Source organism: Paracoccus halophilus (assembly GCF_000763905.1).
Taxonomy (GTDB): Bacteria; Pseudomonadota; Alphaproteobacteria; order Rhodobacterales; family Rhodobacteraceae; genus Paracoccus; species Paracoccus halophilus.
In genome coordinates this window covers 162,470-176,985 of the sequence record NZ_JRKN01000006.1, presented here as the reverse complement: position 1 = coordinate 176,985, position 14,516 = coordinate 162,470, and the positions used below count along the sequence as shown (strand labels likewise).

Below are 14,516 nucleotides of genomic sequence, written 5' to 3'. Positions count from 1 at the left end.
TGTTTGGACCCGAAGAGCCTGAACGGTCACACAGGTTACCCGCCGTCCCCGGCCGCGCGGGTCTCTCCCCAATAGCAAGGTTTCTCGCCGCTCTCAGGCTCGAACGCATCGATACCGATTGTCATGGGCGCGGTGCGGCCCTCGGCCGTCCATACCGTCAGCGTGGCGCGCGGCGAGACGACGCTCCCGGGCGGCGGACGCACGCATTTGAACTCGGCGATTACCCCCTTCATGTCCGGCAACACGATGATCCGGTCGGCGGGCTGGCCATCGATGGTAACCACCGTACCACGCCAGAGGCGCTCCCCTGCCAGTGCGATATGGGCCGGGCGGCCGGCCATCACCGAGTTCGACACGTCCTGATTGGCGCGTTTCCAGGTCGGGTCGAAATAGGGCGCCTTTACCAGATCGAAATTGAACCGGGCCGTGACTTCGTCAATGCTGCGAGGCAGCTGGATGCGGACCTCGCGCTTGAAGTGACCTGCCCCGCCGGAACTGGTCTCGGAATCCGGTCCATTCTTGCCATAAACCGTCTCGCAGATCCGTGAAGGATTGTCGAACAGGATATCGCCATGGTCGCGCGCGGCTTGCGAGCCAAGCCAGCAGGCCTGGATATCCAGATCGAGCCGTTTCCACCAGCTTGGTACCGAAATCACGGCCGAGAGGCGGTGATAGCTCGACGACCAGACGCCGCTGGGCGCTTTTTGCGGGCGCACGGTCCAGCCGAAGACCACCTCTTTGGCGGGCTCGCTCTTGCCCTCCTCCTGCCTGGGAGTCGAGCCGAAGCCAAGCACCACCGCTTCGGCATAGGCCGCTTGTTGGCGCCGGGACCTACCGGCCGAGGCCCGGCCGCTTGGTCCAGCAAGCCCGATTGACAGGTCTTCGCCATCACTCGCGCGCCGTATGACCGTTTCGCTGCGAGGCGCGATTTCGTAAACTGAAAGGCCGTTGGTCCGCTCGTCGAGCCTCCTGACAAGATTTTCGGCGAGCGATTCGGAAGAATCTTCCGAGTTAGAGCTCTCTTTCTTGAGGTCGACCCGGATACTGCAACCGTTCAGCTCACAGCCGTCGGTTTCTACGGTCAGAAACTCATTCAATGCGGGCTGCGTATCGTCGTAGAACTGTTTCAGGTCTCCGTTCACGCGTGCCACGATGAACTCTGCCAAAAGCCCTCTCAAGCTGGCGGCCTGTGAATAAAGGAACCGACACCGCGCATATTCGATGGCCGTTTCGCGGGGGTCCGGCTTGTCTTGCAGCGCCTCGCAGATCGGTGACAGTTCAGAGAGCTTGCCATTTTTTGCGATCAATACGTAAATCTCGTCCTTTAGCCCTTTGAGCGTGAGCTTGACAGCTTCCTCGTCACTCTCGCCGCTCTCGCCGCTCTCGCCGCTCTCGTCATCTGGGGAGCCTTTCGGCAGAACGTCGCCAAAACGCGCGAGAAGGCCGACGATGGTTTCGCGGGCGGCCTCTCTTGTTTTTGGTAGGGTCTCCTCGTATATGGGTGGAAACTGGTATTTATCAGCCTCTGCTGATGCTTGCTGGTGGCGGTTTTTCAAGTCCTCGGTGACGGAAAGCAGGCGCGCCAATGCACGAAGGCGATAGGGATCCTTGTAATCTACGAGGCATTCGCGAAAGATAATACCTCCGAGCTTGTCGGTTGATGGGGCTGCGCTCTGCTTCTCGTCCTCGGCCTGAGCCACAATGGCGTCGGTCGTGGCCGGCGTGGCGGGCTGCTCATCGTCGCTGCTGTTCGCATTCGGATCGGCCGCGTCCGCCGATGTCCTGGCGGGCGAAGCGCGGGTGCCTGCATCCTTAACTTCAGAGGGCGCAACCGGCGCGGTTTCATCCGTCTGACCGGATGATGAATCGGTCTGCGCGGCCCCTTCTTGCTGTGGCCCCGACGGCTTGGGAGCGCCTGGGTCGCTTATTCTGTTATCTGTACCATTATTCTGATCCCGATAAGCCTGCGTTCTATCCGAAGCGCATCTCTGGTTGTAACTTCCGGGTCCTGATTTCGGCCACTGGGCGAGATTAACCAGATGCGCCAGTTCGATGGCACGCCGAAACCCTGCCGCCTTGTCAGGGTCCATGTCGGGCGAAGGTTCTGATGTCCGATATTCGAAACCCGCAAGGCGCGCCAATTCATCGATCCGGCAATTGCGCAGGCGTTCAAGCTCTTGCTTCGTTGCGTTCTCGTTGCCGTTTCGATCACACGTCTTCAGATACCACTCGGCATTTCCCGGGAATGCGTTCAGGTATTCCAGGAAGGTTTCTATCAATTGCGTGCGCATGAACCAGCCAAGCGCCAGATCCTCCTTCGGATCGGTTGGGTTCAGCAACGCGCTCTGACGTTCGAAATCCTCAAGCTTCTGTTCCAGCACGCGGGTCAGAAAGGCCTGCATCTCGCGTTGCCATTGTTGAAGCAACTCCTCGTTATCCTGCTGTAGCTGTTTATCCTTGCGATTGGTGTCGGGTTTCGTCGCCCGGATCAGAAACAGGGCGGAACCGGGATAGCTGCGCCGATCGGAAAAGGGCGACACCACGGCATTGAAATTCAGCCGGTACAGCGTGTTCCCGTCGAGATCGTGGCCGTCGTCCAGTTGCACGTCCATCAACTCGCTGCGCAGGGCGGTGCGGTAGCCGTCGACCTTTTCAAACAGCGCCAGCCGGTCCAGCAGAAGCTGCTCGGGCGAACGCGGATCCGCCTGCCCGCCGTCCGCCTCCTCACTCTCGCTCTCGGCCGCCTTGGTGACGGGGCCTCCGGCACCAAGCGACAGCGCAAGCCGCCGGATCTCTTCCGTTGCCGAGGCGGGCCGGGCAAAGCTTTCGGTGAAGCTTTCTTTTTCCGTCCGTGCCAGTTGCGCGTGCAGCCAGTTGGCCTGGTTAAAGCGGTCGTTCACCAACCGTTCGCGGGTGTAGACCTGTGGCGTTTCCAGATAGAGAAAGCCGGGTGGTCCCTCCTCCTCTCCGGCGACGAATGCCTTGACCCGCATTGTCTGGGTTGTCAGCCAGCCCCGCGCATCTGCCGAGACCAACGCCGCCATACCCGTGGCAAGCGCCGCGAAGACCAGCCAGGGTGACAGCGCCCAGACGAAGCCGGTGATCGCAGTGGTCGCGAAATATGCCGCGGCCATCAGATCGGCAAGGCGGGCGCCGAGCCGTTGCACGGCCTCTTGCGCCGCCCGAGACAGAGGATCAGGCAGCCTGGACATCGGCTTCCAGCGCAGCAAGCGCAGCCTCCAGCCCGATCTGCCGGGTCAGACGGCAGAACAGCGTCTCGGTCCCTCGCAGGTGGCCGTGTTCGAAGAACTTGTTGGCCGGCGCCCCGCCGCCGCAGACATCGAACCAGGGACAGACTTCGGCACAGGCGGCGATCCCGGCCTCGATATCGGTGCGCAAGCGCCGGAAAGCCGGATTGCTCAGAATGGTCTCGGGCCCGCCTTCGCGCACATTGCCGAATCGGAAATCGTCGTATTGGGGGGCGGCGGCCCCGATCAGTTCGGGGGAATAGGTGGACATTGCGCCGTCGACGGCGACGGTGACGATCTCCAGCGGCCGGGTCTGCGGATTGGCGCGGCGCGCCTCGGGAGGAGACAGCACCAGCGCGCGGGCAGCGTCGAGCTCTCGACAGGCGAAGGCCCCGCCCTCGGCGGCAATGCGGGCGAAAAACCGGTCGAGAAAACGCCGATAGGCCGTCTCCATCCCCGGGCTGTCGAGGCTGGAGCGGAGGTGTGCGTCCTCCTGTTCGTCTACGTTGAAGCAGATGTCGCGGAAACCGTTCTCGATATAGAAATCGAACAGCGCGTCGGGCTGCGCCAGGCTGTCAGCGGTCAGCACCGAGATCAGGTGGAACGACAGCCCCGCCTCTGCCAGTCGCGCGGCGCCCTTCATGGACAGGTGATGGCTGCCGCCTCCGCGCCGGGTCCGGCGGTGGGCATCATGCAGTGCCTGCGGGCCGTCGATGCTGACGCCAAGTCGCACGTTCCAACGCCGGAACAGGTCGATCCAACGGTCGTTCACACCGATGGCATTGGTCTGAAAGGCATGCCGTATGGCGCGCCCGGCCGAGGCTCGCTCGATCCGGGCAAAGGCGTCTTCGTACCAGTCGGCGGGCAGGGTCATCGGCTCTCCGCCATGCCAGACGATTGACAGGGGCTCGGCGGCCAGCGGACTGGCGACCAGGTTGCGCCCGACAGCGTCGAGCACTTCGCCGGACATGCGACGCCTGTCGTCGCGATGGGGTAGATAGCAATAGGCGCAGTCGAGATTGCAGAACGGCGTCGGTTGCAGCACTGCCAGCCGGACGGGCCCGTTGACCTGATCCGTCACCAGTTGCGCCAATTGCTGAACCCGTTGCTCCAGTTGCCCCAGTTGTACCATTGCGCCCAGCGGCGGGGCGCGTCCGCCTCCGCCGTTTCCTCGCGGAGCTGACGGCCCAATCGGTCCAGGCGCTCATCGAGTGCGCGGCGCTGGTCCTGAACCGTGAGAGCGTCGTTTGGGAAAGGCGCTGCGCCGGCAGATGCAGCCGTCGCCAAAATTGCGGCGATTAGGAAACGGAATTCTCGCATACTCAGTCTCCAAATATGTTTTCAAATGCGAAAGCAAATTGTACTATATTTTTTCGGTTATTTCAATTTAAGAGCGTGTTGATCAGGCGTCATATTGTGTCCGGCTTTATTGCACAAATTGAGGTCTGAACGAATCTTCTCCTTTCCCGGATGGATTTACCCTGCGGGCTCTGTAACAGATAGGCTCTGATGCACATATCTCTTGAGGGATTCATCTTGCGAATCCAGGAGGGTAGCCGGGATGCATGAGCAGACCGACGCCCAAGACGTATCGGACCAAGGACTGGCCGGCCTAGAATGAGGCGCTCAAGCGCCGGGTCTCGCTGACGATCTGGTTCGACCCCGAGATGAGCTGGGAGGCCGCGCCGACGGGCAAGCGCCGATTGTCGCCCCGCGTGACCCGGTGCCGGTCATGTGGAGTTGATCGGCGGGCAAATCCTCTGGCGTCGCGTATCGGGTGAGGTCAGCGATGCCTTGCAGCAATTCAGAGGTCTTGCCTCCGAACACCGGCTTCAACACGCCGCTGAAATCCTGGGCGCCGATCCCGGAACCGCCGAAGGACTTCTGGCCGCCATGGCGCATGCGTTGGCGCTGGAGGCGGACAACCTCGCGGCGGCGGACAGGCCTCACCACTTTTTTCTCAGCGCATCCTGAAGCATCGTCTTGTCCAATGTCAGGTCCGCAACCAACCTTTTCACCTTGCCGTTCTCATCTTCCAGCTGTTTCAGATCGCCGGATATCCGATACGCCCATGCCGTCATAGACCTTCTTCCAGCGATAAAACGTCGCTTTGGCGATCCCCATCTTGCGGCAGATCTCGCCGACCGTCGTTCCAGCTTCTGCTTGCAGCAGCGCAAAGGCAATTTGCTTCTCGCCAAATCGTTTCTTCGGTATCGGTACACTCCTCTGTCGCCAGAAATGTACCCAAAATTTCGCACTCAGTTCGGAACAGTTTCAGGGGGCAAGACCACGGGCGAGTGAAGACCGGGATGCCGCGCATGATGAGCAGATCGCTCAGCGCATCTATGACATTGGCTGACCAGCCAGGTATGCTGCGCTCATCGCTACCTTTCCCCTGGTAGCATGAGCGGTATTTCACTGGGTCATTACAGGCCTTCGGCTAGAAAGCCGCGCGGCAAGCACCGCGCGGCCGAGGTTCCGGTTTCAGGCAGCCGCCAGCCGCCCCGTATCATGCGTCCGGCGATTGCTCAGCGCAAAGACCAGCATCGCAAGCGCCGAGACCGCCGCAGGGATCGCGAAGATCAGGAAGTTCTGGCCCAGCGGCAATTCCCGCGCCAGCAGCACGCCGCCCAGGGTCGGGCCGACGATGGCGCCGATCCGCCCCACGCCCGAGGCCCAGCCGAGCCCGGTCGAGCGGACCGACAGGTTGTAAAGCTGCGCCACGCTGGCATAGAGCAGGATCTGCGTGCCGATGGTGGTGGCGCCGGCCACGAAGACCAGTGCGAACAGCAGGCCCGCCGCCGGGTTCGCGCCGATCAGCGCGATCGAGACCGCAGCCGCCGCGAAAAAGCCCACGACCACCTTCGGCAGCCCGTAGCGGTCGCCCATCCAGCCCCCGGCAATCGCACCCGCCATGCCGCCGAAATTCAGCGAGAACAGCGACAGAAGGCTGGCGCGCTCGGCATAGCCTGCCTCTTGCAGCACCTTGGGCAGCCATGAGGACAGCAGATAGACCAGCAGCAGGCAGCAGAAGAAGGACAGCCATAGCATCAGCGTGCGCAGCGCCCGGCCATGGCGGAACAGTTCCGCGACCGAGGCCGAGGCGCCCTTGCTTTCGCTGAAGACCAGCTTGTCACCTGCGGCCAGCGGCGCACCCGACACCTTGGCAAAGATGCGCCTTGCCTCGTCCTGGCGGCCCTGGCGGATCAGAAAGCCCAACGATTCCGGAAGTTTCCACAGAATCAGCGGCAGCAGCATCAGCGGCACGGCGGCGATATAGAACATCGGTTTCCAGCCAAAGCCGGGGATCAGCCCGATGCCCAGACCCGCCGCGACCATGCCGCCGACCGAATAGCCCGAGAACATCAGCGCGACCATGGTGCCACGCATCCGCCTGGGCGCATATTCGTTCATCAAGGCCACGGCATTCGGCATCAGCCCGCCGCAGCCCAGACCGGCGATGAAACGAAAGATCTTGAACTGCTCGGGCGAGTTGGCAAAGCCGGTCACCAGCGTCGCCGAGGTGAACAGGACGAAGCTGATCGCGACGCCCTTCTTGCGGCCGATCCGGTCGGCCAGCGAGCCAAGGATCAGCGCCCCGAACATCATGCCGAACAGCGCCCAGGCCTGCAGCGCGCCCGCCTGCGGTTTGGTCAGGCCCCATTCCGCGATCAGCGTGGGCAGCACCGTGCCGGCGACAAACACGTCATAGCCGTCGACGATCAGCAAGGTGCCGCAAAGCGCCACCACCATCCATTGAAACCTGCCGAACGGGCCCTGGTCGATGGCCTCGTTCACATCTATGCTGCGCATAGTCCTTACCTCCCAAATTGTCGTGTGAAAGCCGGTCAGCCCGTGTCGCCTCCCGCGACGGGCAGGACACTGGCGGTGATGTAGGATGCCTCGTCAGAGGCCAGGAACAGGATCGGCGCGGCCTGTTCCTCGATGGTGCCATAGCGGTGCATCAGGGCGGTCTGCCTGACCTGATCCACGACCTCGGCCATCCATTGCTGTTCGGCCGGGCTGTCGCCCTCGGCATTGCGGGGCACGCGGCGCGGCGGCGCCTCGGTTCCGCCGGGGGCAGTGGCGACGACCCGGATGTTCCGGTGCGCCAGTTCCATCGCCAGCGATTGCGTGATCGCATTCACGCCACCCTTGGCCGCCGAATAGGGCAGGCGATAAATGCCGCGCGTGGCATTGGACGAGACATTGACGATGGTGCCGCCGCCGCGCGCCAGCAGATGCGGCAGCACCGCATGGCAGCAATACAGCGTCGGCATCAGCGAGCGGCGGATCTCGGCGTCGATCTGGTCCGGCTCGAACTCGGCAAAGGGGCGCATGCGGATCGCGCCGCCCACATTGTTGATCAGGATGTCGATGCCGCCGAAACGCTCGGCGGCGTGGCGCATCGCCGCGTCGGCGCCGCTCCAGCTTTCCAGATCGGCGGTGAAGGCGGCGGCATCGCTGCCCGCCTCGGCCGCCACATCGGCAACGAAATCGGCGCGATCCACGAACAGGACCCTGCCGCCCTCGGCTGCCGCGCGCAGGGCGACGGCGCGGCCGATCCCCTGCGCGGCGCCGGTCACCACCAGGACCTTGCCTGCAAAGCGCCCGGAAAAGATCGCCCCGGTCATGCGATCGCCTGCAGCGGCGCATTGGGGGTGAACTTTTCGTAGTGAAAGCTGGCGGGCCTGACGCCGTTCTCGTCAAGATAATGCCGCACGGCATCGACCATCGGCGGCGGACCGCAAAGGTAGATATCGACATCGCCCGCGGCCAGCATGTCCTCGGGCATGTGCTGCGTGACCCAGCCCTTGCGCGGATGATCCGAAGCCTGATCGGCCACCACCGTCGCATAGGTGAAGTTCGGCAGGCGGGCGGCATAGGCCGCGATCTCGTCCACCAGCACCAGATCCAGGTCGCGCGTCACGCCATAGATCAGGTGGATCTGCCGCTGCGATCCGGCGCGGGCCAGCACCTCCAGCATCGACAGGAAGGGGGCAAGCCCGGTGCCGCCGGCCAGAAACAGCAGCGGCCCGTCGCCGTCGCGCAGATAGAAGCTGCCCATCGGCCCGGTCAGGTTCAGCCGCTCGCCCGGCTTTGCACCCGCCAGCCAGTTGCCCATCAGCCCGTCCGGGATCTTCTTGATCAGAAAGCCCAGCCGATGCTCGCCCGGTGCGGAACTGAAGGAATAGGAGCGATGCTCGCCGCCGCCCGGCACGTCGATATTGACATATTGGCCGGGCAGGAAGACGGGCGCCGTCTCGCCCTCGTCCACGGCCAGTTCCAGAACCACGGCGGCATCGTGATGCGGCGCGATGCCGGTGACGGTGGCGACAAAGCTCTGCTGGCCGGTCTTGCAGGCCTGCGAGGTCGTCGGCACCGACAGCACGCAATCGGACGAGGGCACCATCTGGCAGGTCAGCACCAGGCCCTCTTCGGCCTCGTCCTCGGTCAGGGCGTCGTCGATATAGTCGTCGCCCATGTCATAGGCGCCGCTTTCCGCGCGGCATTTGCAGGTGCCGCAAACCCCGTCCGAGCAATCCATCGGCAGGTTGATCTTGTTGCGAAACGCGGCGTCGAGAACTTTCTCGCCCGGCTTGCAATCGACAAAGCGGGTAATCCCGTCCTCGAAATTCAGTGCGATCCGATAGCACATGGTCGCCTCCTCCTTGCGGTTGTGCTGGGCTGGGGGTCAGACGTGATAGACGTCGATGACCTGGCGGATGTAGTCGTTCTTCAGGACGATCTTCTTGGCGGCGATGCGCAGCCCCTCATCCGTCTGGCGCAGGGTCACGAACATGGTCCCGAAGAACTGGTCGGTGGCCTTGTAGCGGTGGTTCAGCGTGTGGAAGTTGTAGCGCACATCCACCTCGGCCCCGCGATCCTCGACCACCTCGACATTCTGGACGGCGTGGCTGGTGCGCGGCTCGGGCGTCGAGGCGCCCGAGCGCTCGGTCTTGATGCGAAAGACGCGATCCTCCAGCCCCTCGCGATTGGGGTAATAGATCAGCGAGATTTCCGATTGCGGGTCCTGGGTGGTCTGGTCGTTATCGTCCCAGGCGGGCATCCAGTAGGTCGCATCCGGCGCATAGCAGGTCAGCCATTCGTCCCATTGGCGGTCGTCCAGCAGGCGCGCCTCGCGATAGAGAAAGGCGCAGATGGCGTTGTAATCCACGCCGCTGGTGGCGATGTTGTGATCGAGGCTCATGCTGCTTCTCCTGCCTTTTCCGCGGCCAGCGCATCGCGCATGACCTGCGCCCAATATTCGTGCTGACAGACGAACAGCCCCTCATCCTCGCTGCGCTCGCCCGAGATCAGCGGCTTCAGGCCCATGCGGCGGGCGTTGTCGTCCGGCCCGTGGATCCACAGCGGCGCACCGCGCGACATGTCGTTCCACAAAGGCGCGGCATAGGCGGTCTGGCAGGCGCGGAACTCCTCGAGATCGTCGGATGTGCCCATGCCCGAGACGTTGAAGAAATCCTCGTACTGGCGGATGCGGTGGGCGCGGTCCTCGGCGCTTTCGCCCTTGGGGGCAAAGCAGAAGATGGTGACTTCGGTCTGGTCCACCGACAGCGGGCGGACGACGCGGATCTGGGTGCTGAACTGATCCATCAGGAACACGTTCGGATAAAGGCACAGGTTGCGCGTCTGGTTGACGATGAAGCCGGCCTTGTCCTCGCCCAGACGGGCCACGAGGTCGTCGCGGCGGTTCCAGACCGGGCGCACCTCGGGGTTCTTGGTGTTGGTCCACAAGAGGATATGGCCGTTGTCAAAACCATAGACGCCGGCGACCGATTTGCTCCAGCTGTTCGCGTCGACGGCCTTGGTGCCGGTCTCGCTGCGGCGATCCATGGTGGTGGCGTAGTTCCAGTGGACCGAGCTGACGTGATAGCCGTCGCAGCCATTCTCCATCTGCAACTTCCAGTTGCCGTCATAGATGTAGGAGGAATTGCCGCGCAGCACCTCCAGCCCCTCGGGGGCCTGATCGACGATCTGGTCGATGATGACCCTGGTTTCGCCCAGATAATCCTCAAGCGGCGCGACATCCGCGTTCAGGCTGCCGAACAGGAAGCCGCGATAGCTTTCAAAGCGCGCCACCCTGGTCAGGTCATGCGAGCCGTCCTTGTTGAACTGATCGGGATATTGCGTGGTCTTGGCGTCCTTGACTTTCAAGAGCTTGCCATTGTTGGAAAAGGTCCAGCCGTGGAAGGGGCAGGTAAAGCTGCCCTTGTTGCCCTGCTTGCGGCGGCACAGCATCGCGCCCTTATGGGCGCAGGCGTTGATCACGGCATTCAGCGTGCCGGTCTTGTCGCGGGTGATGACGATGGGCTGGCGGCCGATCCAGGTGGTGTAGTAGTCGTTGATTTCCGGGATCTGGCTTTCATGCGCCAGATAGACCCAGTTGCCTTCGAAGATGTGCTTCATCTCCAGCGCGTACAGGTCTTCGTTGGTAAAGATATCGCGCCGGCAGCGGTAAAGGCCGGCCTCGGCATCGTCCTGCACCGCCGTCGCCAGCAGATGATCCAGATCGCGTGCCTTTTCGATGATCGCGGACATGAGTTCTCCTCCCCAGGGGATGCGCCTGTTGCGGGCAGGCCCCTGTCAGATGTCAGTGATGAAAGATTGGGTTCGGGTGGTTGGGGTGGCCGCTCCTCCCGAGGGCCACCCCGGATGCCGTCAGGCGGCCGCGCGGCGGCGCTGTTCGTTCACCTGGTTGTCGACGCCATCGACCAGCGCGGTCAGATGGATGTCAAAGGTGATCTCGGCAAAGGGGCCGTTCAGATTGTTGGCGTGGATGCTTTCCTCGTCCGTGCGCTCGACGACATGGGGCACCAGCCCGTCGCGGGTCGCATAGGCGAAGTCGTCATTGATCAGCGGATCGCCCTCGATATTGATCTGGGTGGTCAGCTTGCGATGACCCTCGGCGCTGATGAAGAAGTGGATATGCGCCGGACGCTGGCCATGACGGCCAAGCGCCGACAGCAGCAGCTCGGTCGGGCTGCCCGGGGGCACGCCATAGCCGCTGGGCAGGATGCTCTGGAACTTGTAGCGGCCATTCTCGTCGGCGATGATCGTGCGGCGCATGTTGAAGGGCGCCTGCTTGCCGGTCGGGTCGAAATGCGAATAGAAGCCGCGCGTGTCGCAATGCCAGACCTCGACCTTGGCGCCGGGCAGCGGCTTGCCGTCCGAGCCATGCACCGTGCCGTGCATGATCAGCGTGTGACCGTCGGTGTCGGTGCCATCGTCAAGGCGCGCATAGCCCGTCGATTCCGGCGCGCCGGCGACGTAAAGCGGGCCTTCGATGGTGCGCGGCGTCGGGTTCTCGATCCCCAGCGAGGCGTCGATGGCGTCCAGCCGTTCGTCGATGAAGTGATCGACCCCCAGACCCGGCGAGATCAGCCCCGCCTGACCGGCCGCGCCCAGATCGTTCAGCCATGCGACGCCGGTCCAGTATTCGTCCGGGGTGATGTCCAGATCGTCGATGGCCCTGAACAGATCCGACATCAGCCGGTGCACGATCTGCTTCATGCGTGGATTGCCGTCATCGTTGTTCAACCCGCTGAGTTCGTTCAGGAACGCCTGCATGTCGGGGCGGTCGGAAATCTTGACTGTCATTGGTATTTCTCCTCCTGGATTCGCTTGGAAACTGGGCAGGGCGGCTCACGCTCCGCCCCGTTGGGTATTGGTCAGCTGTCGTCTTCCCTGATCGCTGACGGATGGCGCAGCAGCGGCGTGACCTTGATCTCCATGAAGGGGAACAGGGGCAGGCCGGCCAGAATCTCGTGAAGTTCGGCATTGTCGCTGACGTCGAAGATGCTGACATTCGCGTATTGCCCGGCAACGCGCCAGATATGGCGCCATTTGCCCCGGCGCTGCAGATCCTGCGAATAGGCCTTTTCGCGGGCCAGAATATCGGCCCGTTCATCGGCGGGCAGGTCGCGCGGGATGCGGACATCCATGGAGACGTGGAAAAGCATGGTCTATCCCCTTGCTGTCGGCAGGCTGATCGTCTTGCGGATGCCGTCGCGGGCGAAAAACGCCACGCGATCCTCGTCCAGCGTGACGCCAAGTCCGGGGCCGCCGGGCACCGTCAGTTCGAAATCGCTGTAATCCAGCGGCTCGGTCAGGATCTCTTCGGTCAGCAGCAGCGGGCCGAACAGCTCCGTGCCCCAGTCCAGCCGGGCAAAGGTCGCAAAGGCATGGGCCGAGACGACCGTGCCCACCGCGCCTTCCAGCATGGTGCCGCCGTAAAGCCCGATCCCCGCCGCATCGGCGATGGCCGCAACACGCAGCGCGTTGAAGGCACCGCCGCTTTGCTCAAGCTTGACGGCAAAGACATCGGCGCCGTGGACGCGCGCCAGTTCAAAGGCGCTTTCCGGTCCGGTCAGCGATTCATCGGCCATCAGCGCCACCGGGAAACGCCGCACCAGCCGGGTCAGCGCCGCGGCCGAGGCCACGGGCTGTTCGACCAGTTCGCAGCCGGCATCGGCCAGCGCCGCCATGCCAAAGGCGGCCTCGCTTTCGGACCAGGCCATGTTCACATCGACGCGCACCATGGCCCGGTCGCCAAGCGCGGATTTGATCGCGGCGACATGGGCGATGTCGTCACGGATGGCGCGGGCGCCGATCTTCAGCTTGAAGATGCGGTGACGGCGCAGGTCCAGCATCCGCCCGGCCTCGTCGATATCGCGCGCCGTATCGCCCGAGGCCAGCGTCCAGGCCACCGGCAGGCGGTCGCGCCGCCGCCCGCCCAGAAGCTCGCTGACCGGCAGGCCCAGCCGCTTGCCATGGGCATCCAGCAGCGCGGTCTCCACTGCCGATTTGGCAAAGCGGTTCTCGCGCACCATCCGGCCGATCCGCGCCATCAGCGCCTGCACCCGCGTCGCGTCCTGACCGATCATCACCGGCGCGAACCAGGTGTCGATATTGACCTTCATGCTTTCCGGGCTTTCGCCGCCATAGGCGAGGCCGCCGATCGTCGTGCCTTCGCCGATGCCGGTGATTCCGTCGCTGCAATGGATGCGGACGATTGTCAGCACCTGCCCGTTCATGGTCGCGACCGACAGCTTGTGCGGGCGAATGGTCGGCAGATCGAGGATCACCGTCTCGACCCCAGTGACAACGGGCGCTGCGGTCGATCCGACAAGGGGGGTGTATGGCTGGTTCATGAGGGCAGATTGCATCAGGCAGCCGCCACCAGTCCAAGATCATTTGCATTTGCAACAATACCTTTAAGGTATAGTATGGGAAAATACCCGGTCAAACAGCAGTTTGGAACGCCGCGACATACCCGAAACCCGCATGATTTTTACGATTCGGACAGGGGAACAGCGATGGATCTGAGGCAGATGCGATATTTTGCCGCCGTGGCGCGCGAAAGGAATTTCACCCGCGCGGCCGAGAGTCTGCATATCGCGCAGCCCCCGCTCAGCCGCCAGATCCAGCTTCTGGAGGAGGAACTTGGCGTGACCCTGATCGTCCGCAAAAGCCGCCCCATCAGGCTGACCGATGCCGGCCGGCTGTTCTATGAACAGGCGATGCAGGTGCTGGGCCGCGTCGATCAGATGAAGGACGCGACGCGCCGGGTCGGCATGAACCGCAACCGGCTGCTGTCCATCGGCTTCGTCGCCTCGACCCTTTACGGCGGCCTGCCGGTGCTGGTCCGCAAGCTGCGCCGGCACGCGCCCGAACTGGATATCCAGCTTCTGGAACTGCTGTCGATCCAGCAGATCCCGGCACTGAAGGAGGGCCGCATCGACGTGGGCTTCGGCCGGCTGAAGCAGAGCGATCCGAACATTGCCAGCACCGTCCTGCGCGAGGAACGGCTGGTCGCCGCGCTGCCGGAAGGCACGCCGCTGGCGGCAAGCGACGCCCCGCTGCCCCTGTCCGCGATCGGCGGGCAGAAGCTGATCGTCTATCCCAAGGAGCCCCGTCCCAGCTATGCCGATCAGGTTCTGAGCCTGCTTCAGGACGCCGAGATCCACCCCGGCGACGTGCTGGAGGTGCGCGAGATCCAGACCGCGCTCGGGCTGGTCGCCGCCGAGTCGGGCATCTGCATCATCCCGTCATCGGCGCGGCAGATGCGCTCGGATGTGCGCTATCGCGTGATCGACAGCCCGCGGGCGGTCTCTCCGGTCATCCTCAGCCATCGGGCGGGCGACGGCTCGCATCATCTGGGCCTCATCAAGACGCTGATCCACGACATGTATGCCGAGAATCCGGCCTGGCTTGCGGCGAACAACCTGCGCCCGCCCCTTTAGCCAG

At 63.5% G+C, this 14,516-nt stretch carries 11 protein-coding genes and 2 pseudogenes; 2 read left to right on the top strand and 11 right to left on the bottom strand.

Annotated elements, in window-relative coordinates; translation table 11 throughout:
• Positions 1 to 35: 35 nt before the first annotated feature.
• Positions 36 to 3,230 carry a hypothetical protein gene (locus IT41_RS06575; RefSeq protein WP_139221633.1) on the bottom strand — a complete coding sequence of 1,065 codons (3,195 nt, stop codon included), beginning with the start codon at positions 3,228 to 3,230 and terminating at the stop codon, positions 36 to 38.
• Positions 3,196 to 4,380 (bottom strand): cyclophane-forming radical SAM/SPASM peptide maturase GrrM/OscB, encoded by a 1,185-nt coding sequence (grrM, locus tag IT41_RS06570; protein WP_081967480.1) that lies wholly within the window; start codon positions 4,378 to 4,380, stop codon positions 3,196 to 3,198. Before grrM ends, IT41_RS06575 begins: the two co-directional genes overlap by 35 nt.
• A 433-nt stretch (positions 4,381 to 4,813) precedes the next feature.
• On the opposite strand from grrM, the pseudogene IT41_RS20610 reads away from it, so the two are divergent.
• Positions 4,814 to 4,960, top strand: a pseudogene (locus IT41_RS20610) (IS5/IS1182 family transposase); the annotation flags it as partial.
• A gap of 208 nt (positions 4,961 to 5,168) precedes the next feature.
• Here IT41_RS20610 and IT41_RS19785 read toward each other — a convergent pair.
• From IT41_RS19785 to IT41_RS06520, 9 genes and pseudogenes are all read right to left on the bottom strand, one after another.
• Positions 5,169 to 5,462 (bottom strand): annotated as a pseudogene (locus IT41_RS19785) (transposase); the annotation flags it as partial.
• Between the two features lie 270 nt (positions 5,463 to 5,732).
• A complete protein-coding gene (locus IT41_RS06555; RefSeq protein ID WP_036739592.1) occupies positions 5,733 to 7,061 on the bottom strand; it encodes an MFS transporter in 1,329 nt (442 codons plus the stop codon).
• Between the two features lie 35 nt (positions 7,062 to 7,096).
• Positions 7,097 to 7,882: a benzoate diol dehydrogenase BenD gene (gene benD, locus IT41_RS06550; RefSeq protein WP_036739591.1), complete on the bottom strand. Its 786-nt coding sequence runs from the start codon at positions 7,880 to 7,882 to the stop codon at positions 7,097 to 7,099.
• Positions 7,879 to 8,907 carry a benzoate 1,2-dioxygenase electron transfer component BenC gene (gene benC / locus IT41_RS06545; RefSeq protein WP_036739589.1) on the bottom strand — a complete coding sequence of 343 codons (1,029 nt, stop codon included), beginning with the start codon at positions 8,905 to 8,907 and terminating at the stop codon, positions 7,879 to 7,881. Before benC ends, benD begins: the two co-directional genes overlap by 4 nt.
• 36 nt (positions 8,908 to 8,943) lie before the next feature.
• Entirely contained in the window at positions 8,944 to 9,459 is a 516-nt protein-coding gene (benB, locus tag IT41_RS06540) for a benzoate 1,2-dioxygenase small subunit (RefSeq protein ID WP_052081309.1), read from the bottom strand.
• Positions 9,456 to 10,808 (bottom strand): Rieske 2Fe-2S domain-containing protein, encoded by a 1,353-nt coding sequence (locus tag IT41_RS06535; protein WP_036739588.1) that lies wholly within the window; start codon positions 10,806 to 10,808, stop codon positions 9,456 to 9,458. Before IT41_RS06535 ends, benB begins: the two co-directional genes overlap by 4 nt.
• A 120-nt stretch (positions 10,809 to 10,928) precedes the next feature.
• A complete protein-coding gene (catA, locus tag IT41_RS06530; RefSeq protein WP_036739587.1) occupies positions 10,929 to 11,867 on the bottom strand; it encodes a catechol 1,2-dioxygenase in 939 nt (312 codons plus the stop codon).
• A 71-nt stretch (positions 11,868 to 11,938) separates the two neighbouring features.
• Positions 11,939 to 12,229: a muconolactone Delta-isomerase gene (catC, locus tag IT41_RS06525; RefSeq protein ID WP_036739586.1), complete on the bottom strand. Its 291-nt coding sequence runs from the start codon at positions 12,227 to 12,229 to the stop codon at positions 11,939 to 11,941.
• Positions 12,230 to 12,232: 3 nt separating this feature from the next.
• Positions 12,233 to 13,420, bottom strand: coding sequence for a muconate/chloromuconate family cycloisomerase (locus tag IT41_RS06520; protein WP_052081308.1), 1,188 nt, complete (start codon positions 13,418 to 13,420; stop codon positions 12,233 to 12,235).
• Positions 13,421 to 13,600: 180 nt separating this feature from the next.
• Here IT41_RS06520 and IT41_RS06515 point away from each other — a divergent pair, with 180 nt between their 5' ends.
• A complete protein-coding gene (locus IT41_RS06515; RefSeq protein ID WP_231564701.1) occupies positions 13,601 to 14,512 on the top strand; it encodes a LysR family transcriptional regulator in 912 nt (303 codons plus the stop codon).
• The last annotated feature ends 4 nt before the right edge of the window (positions 14,513 to 14,516 follow it).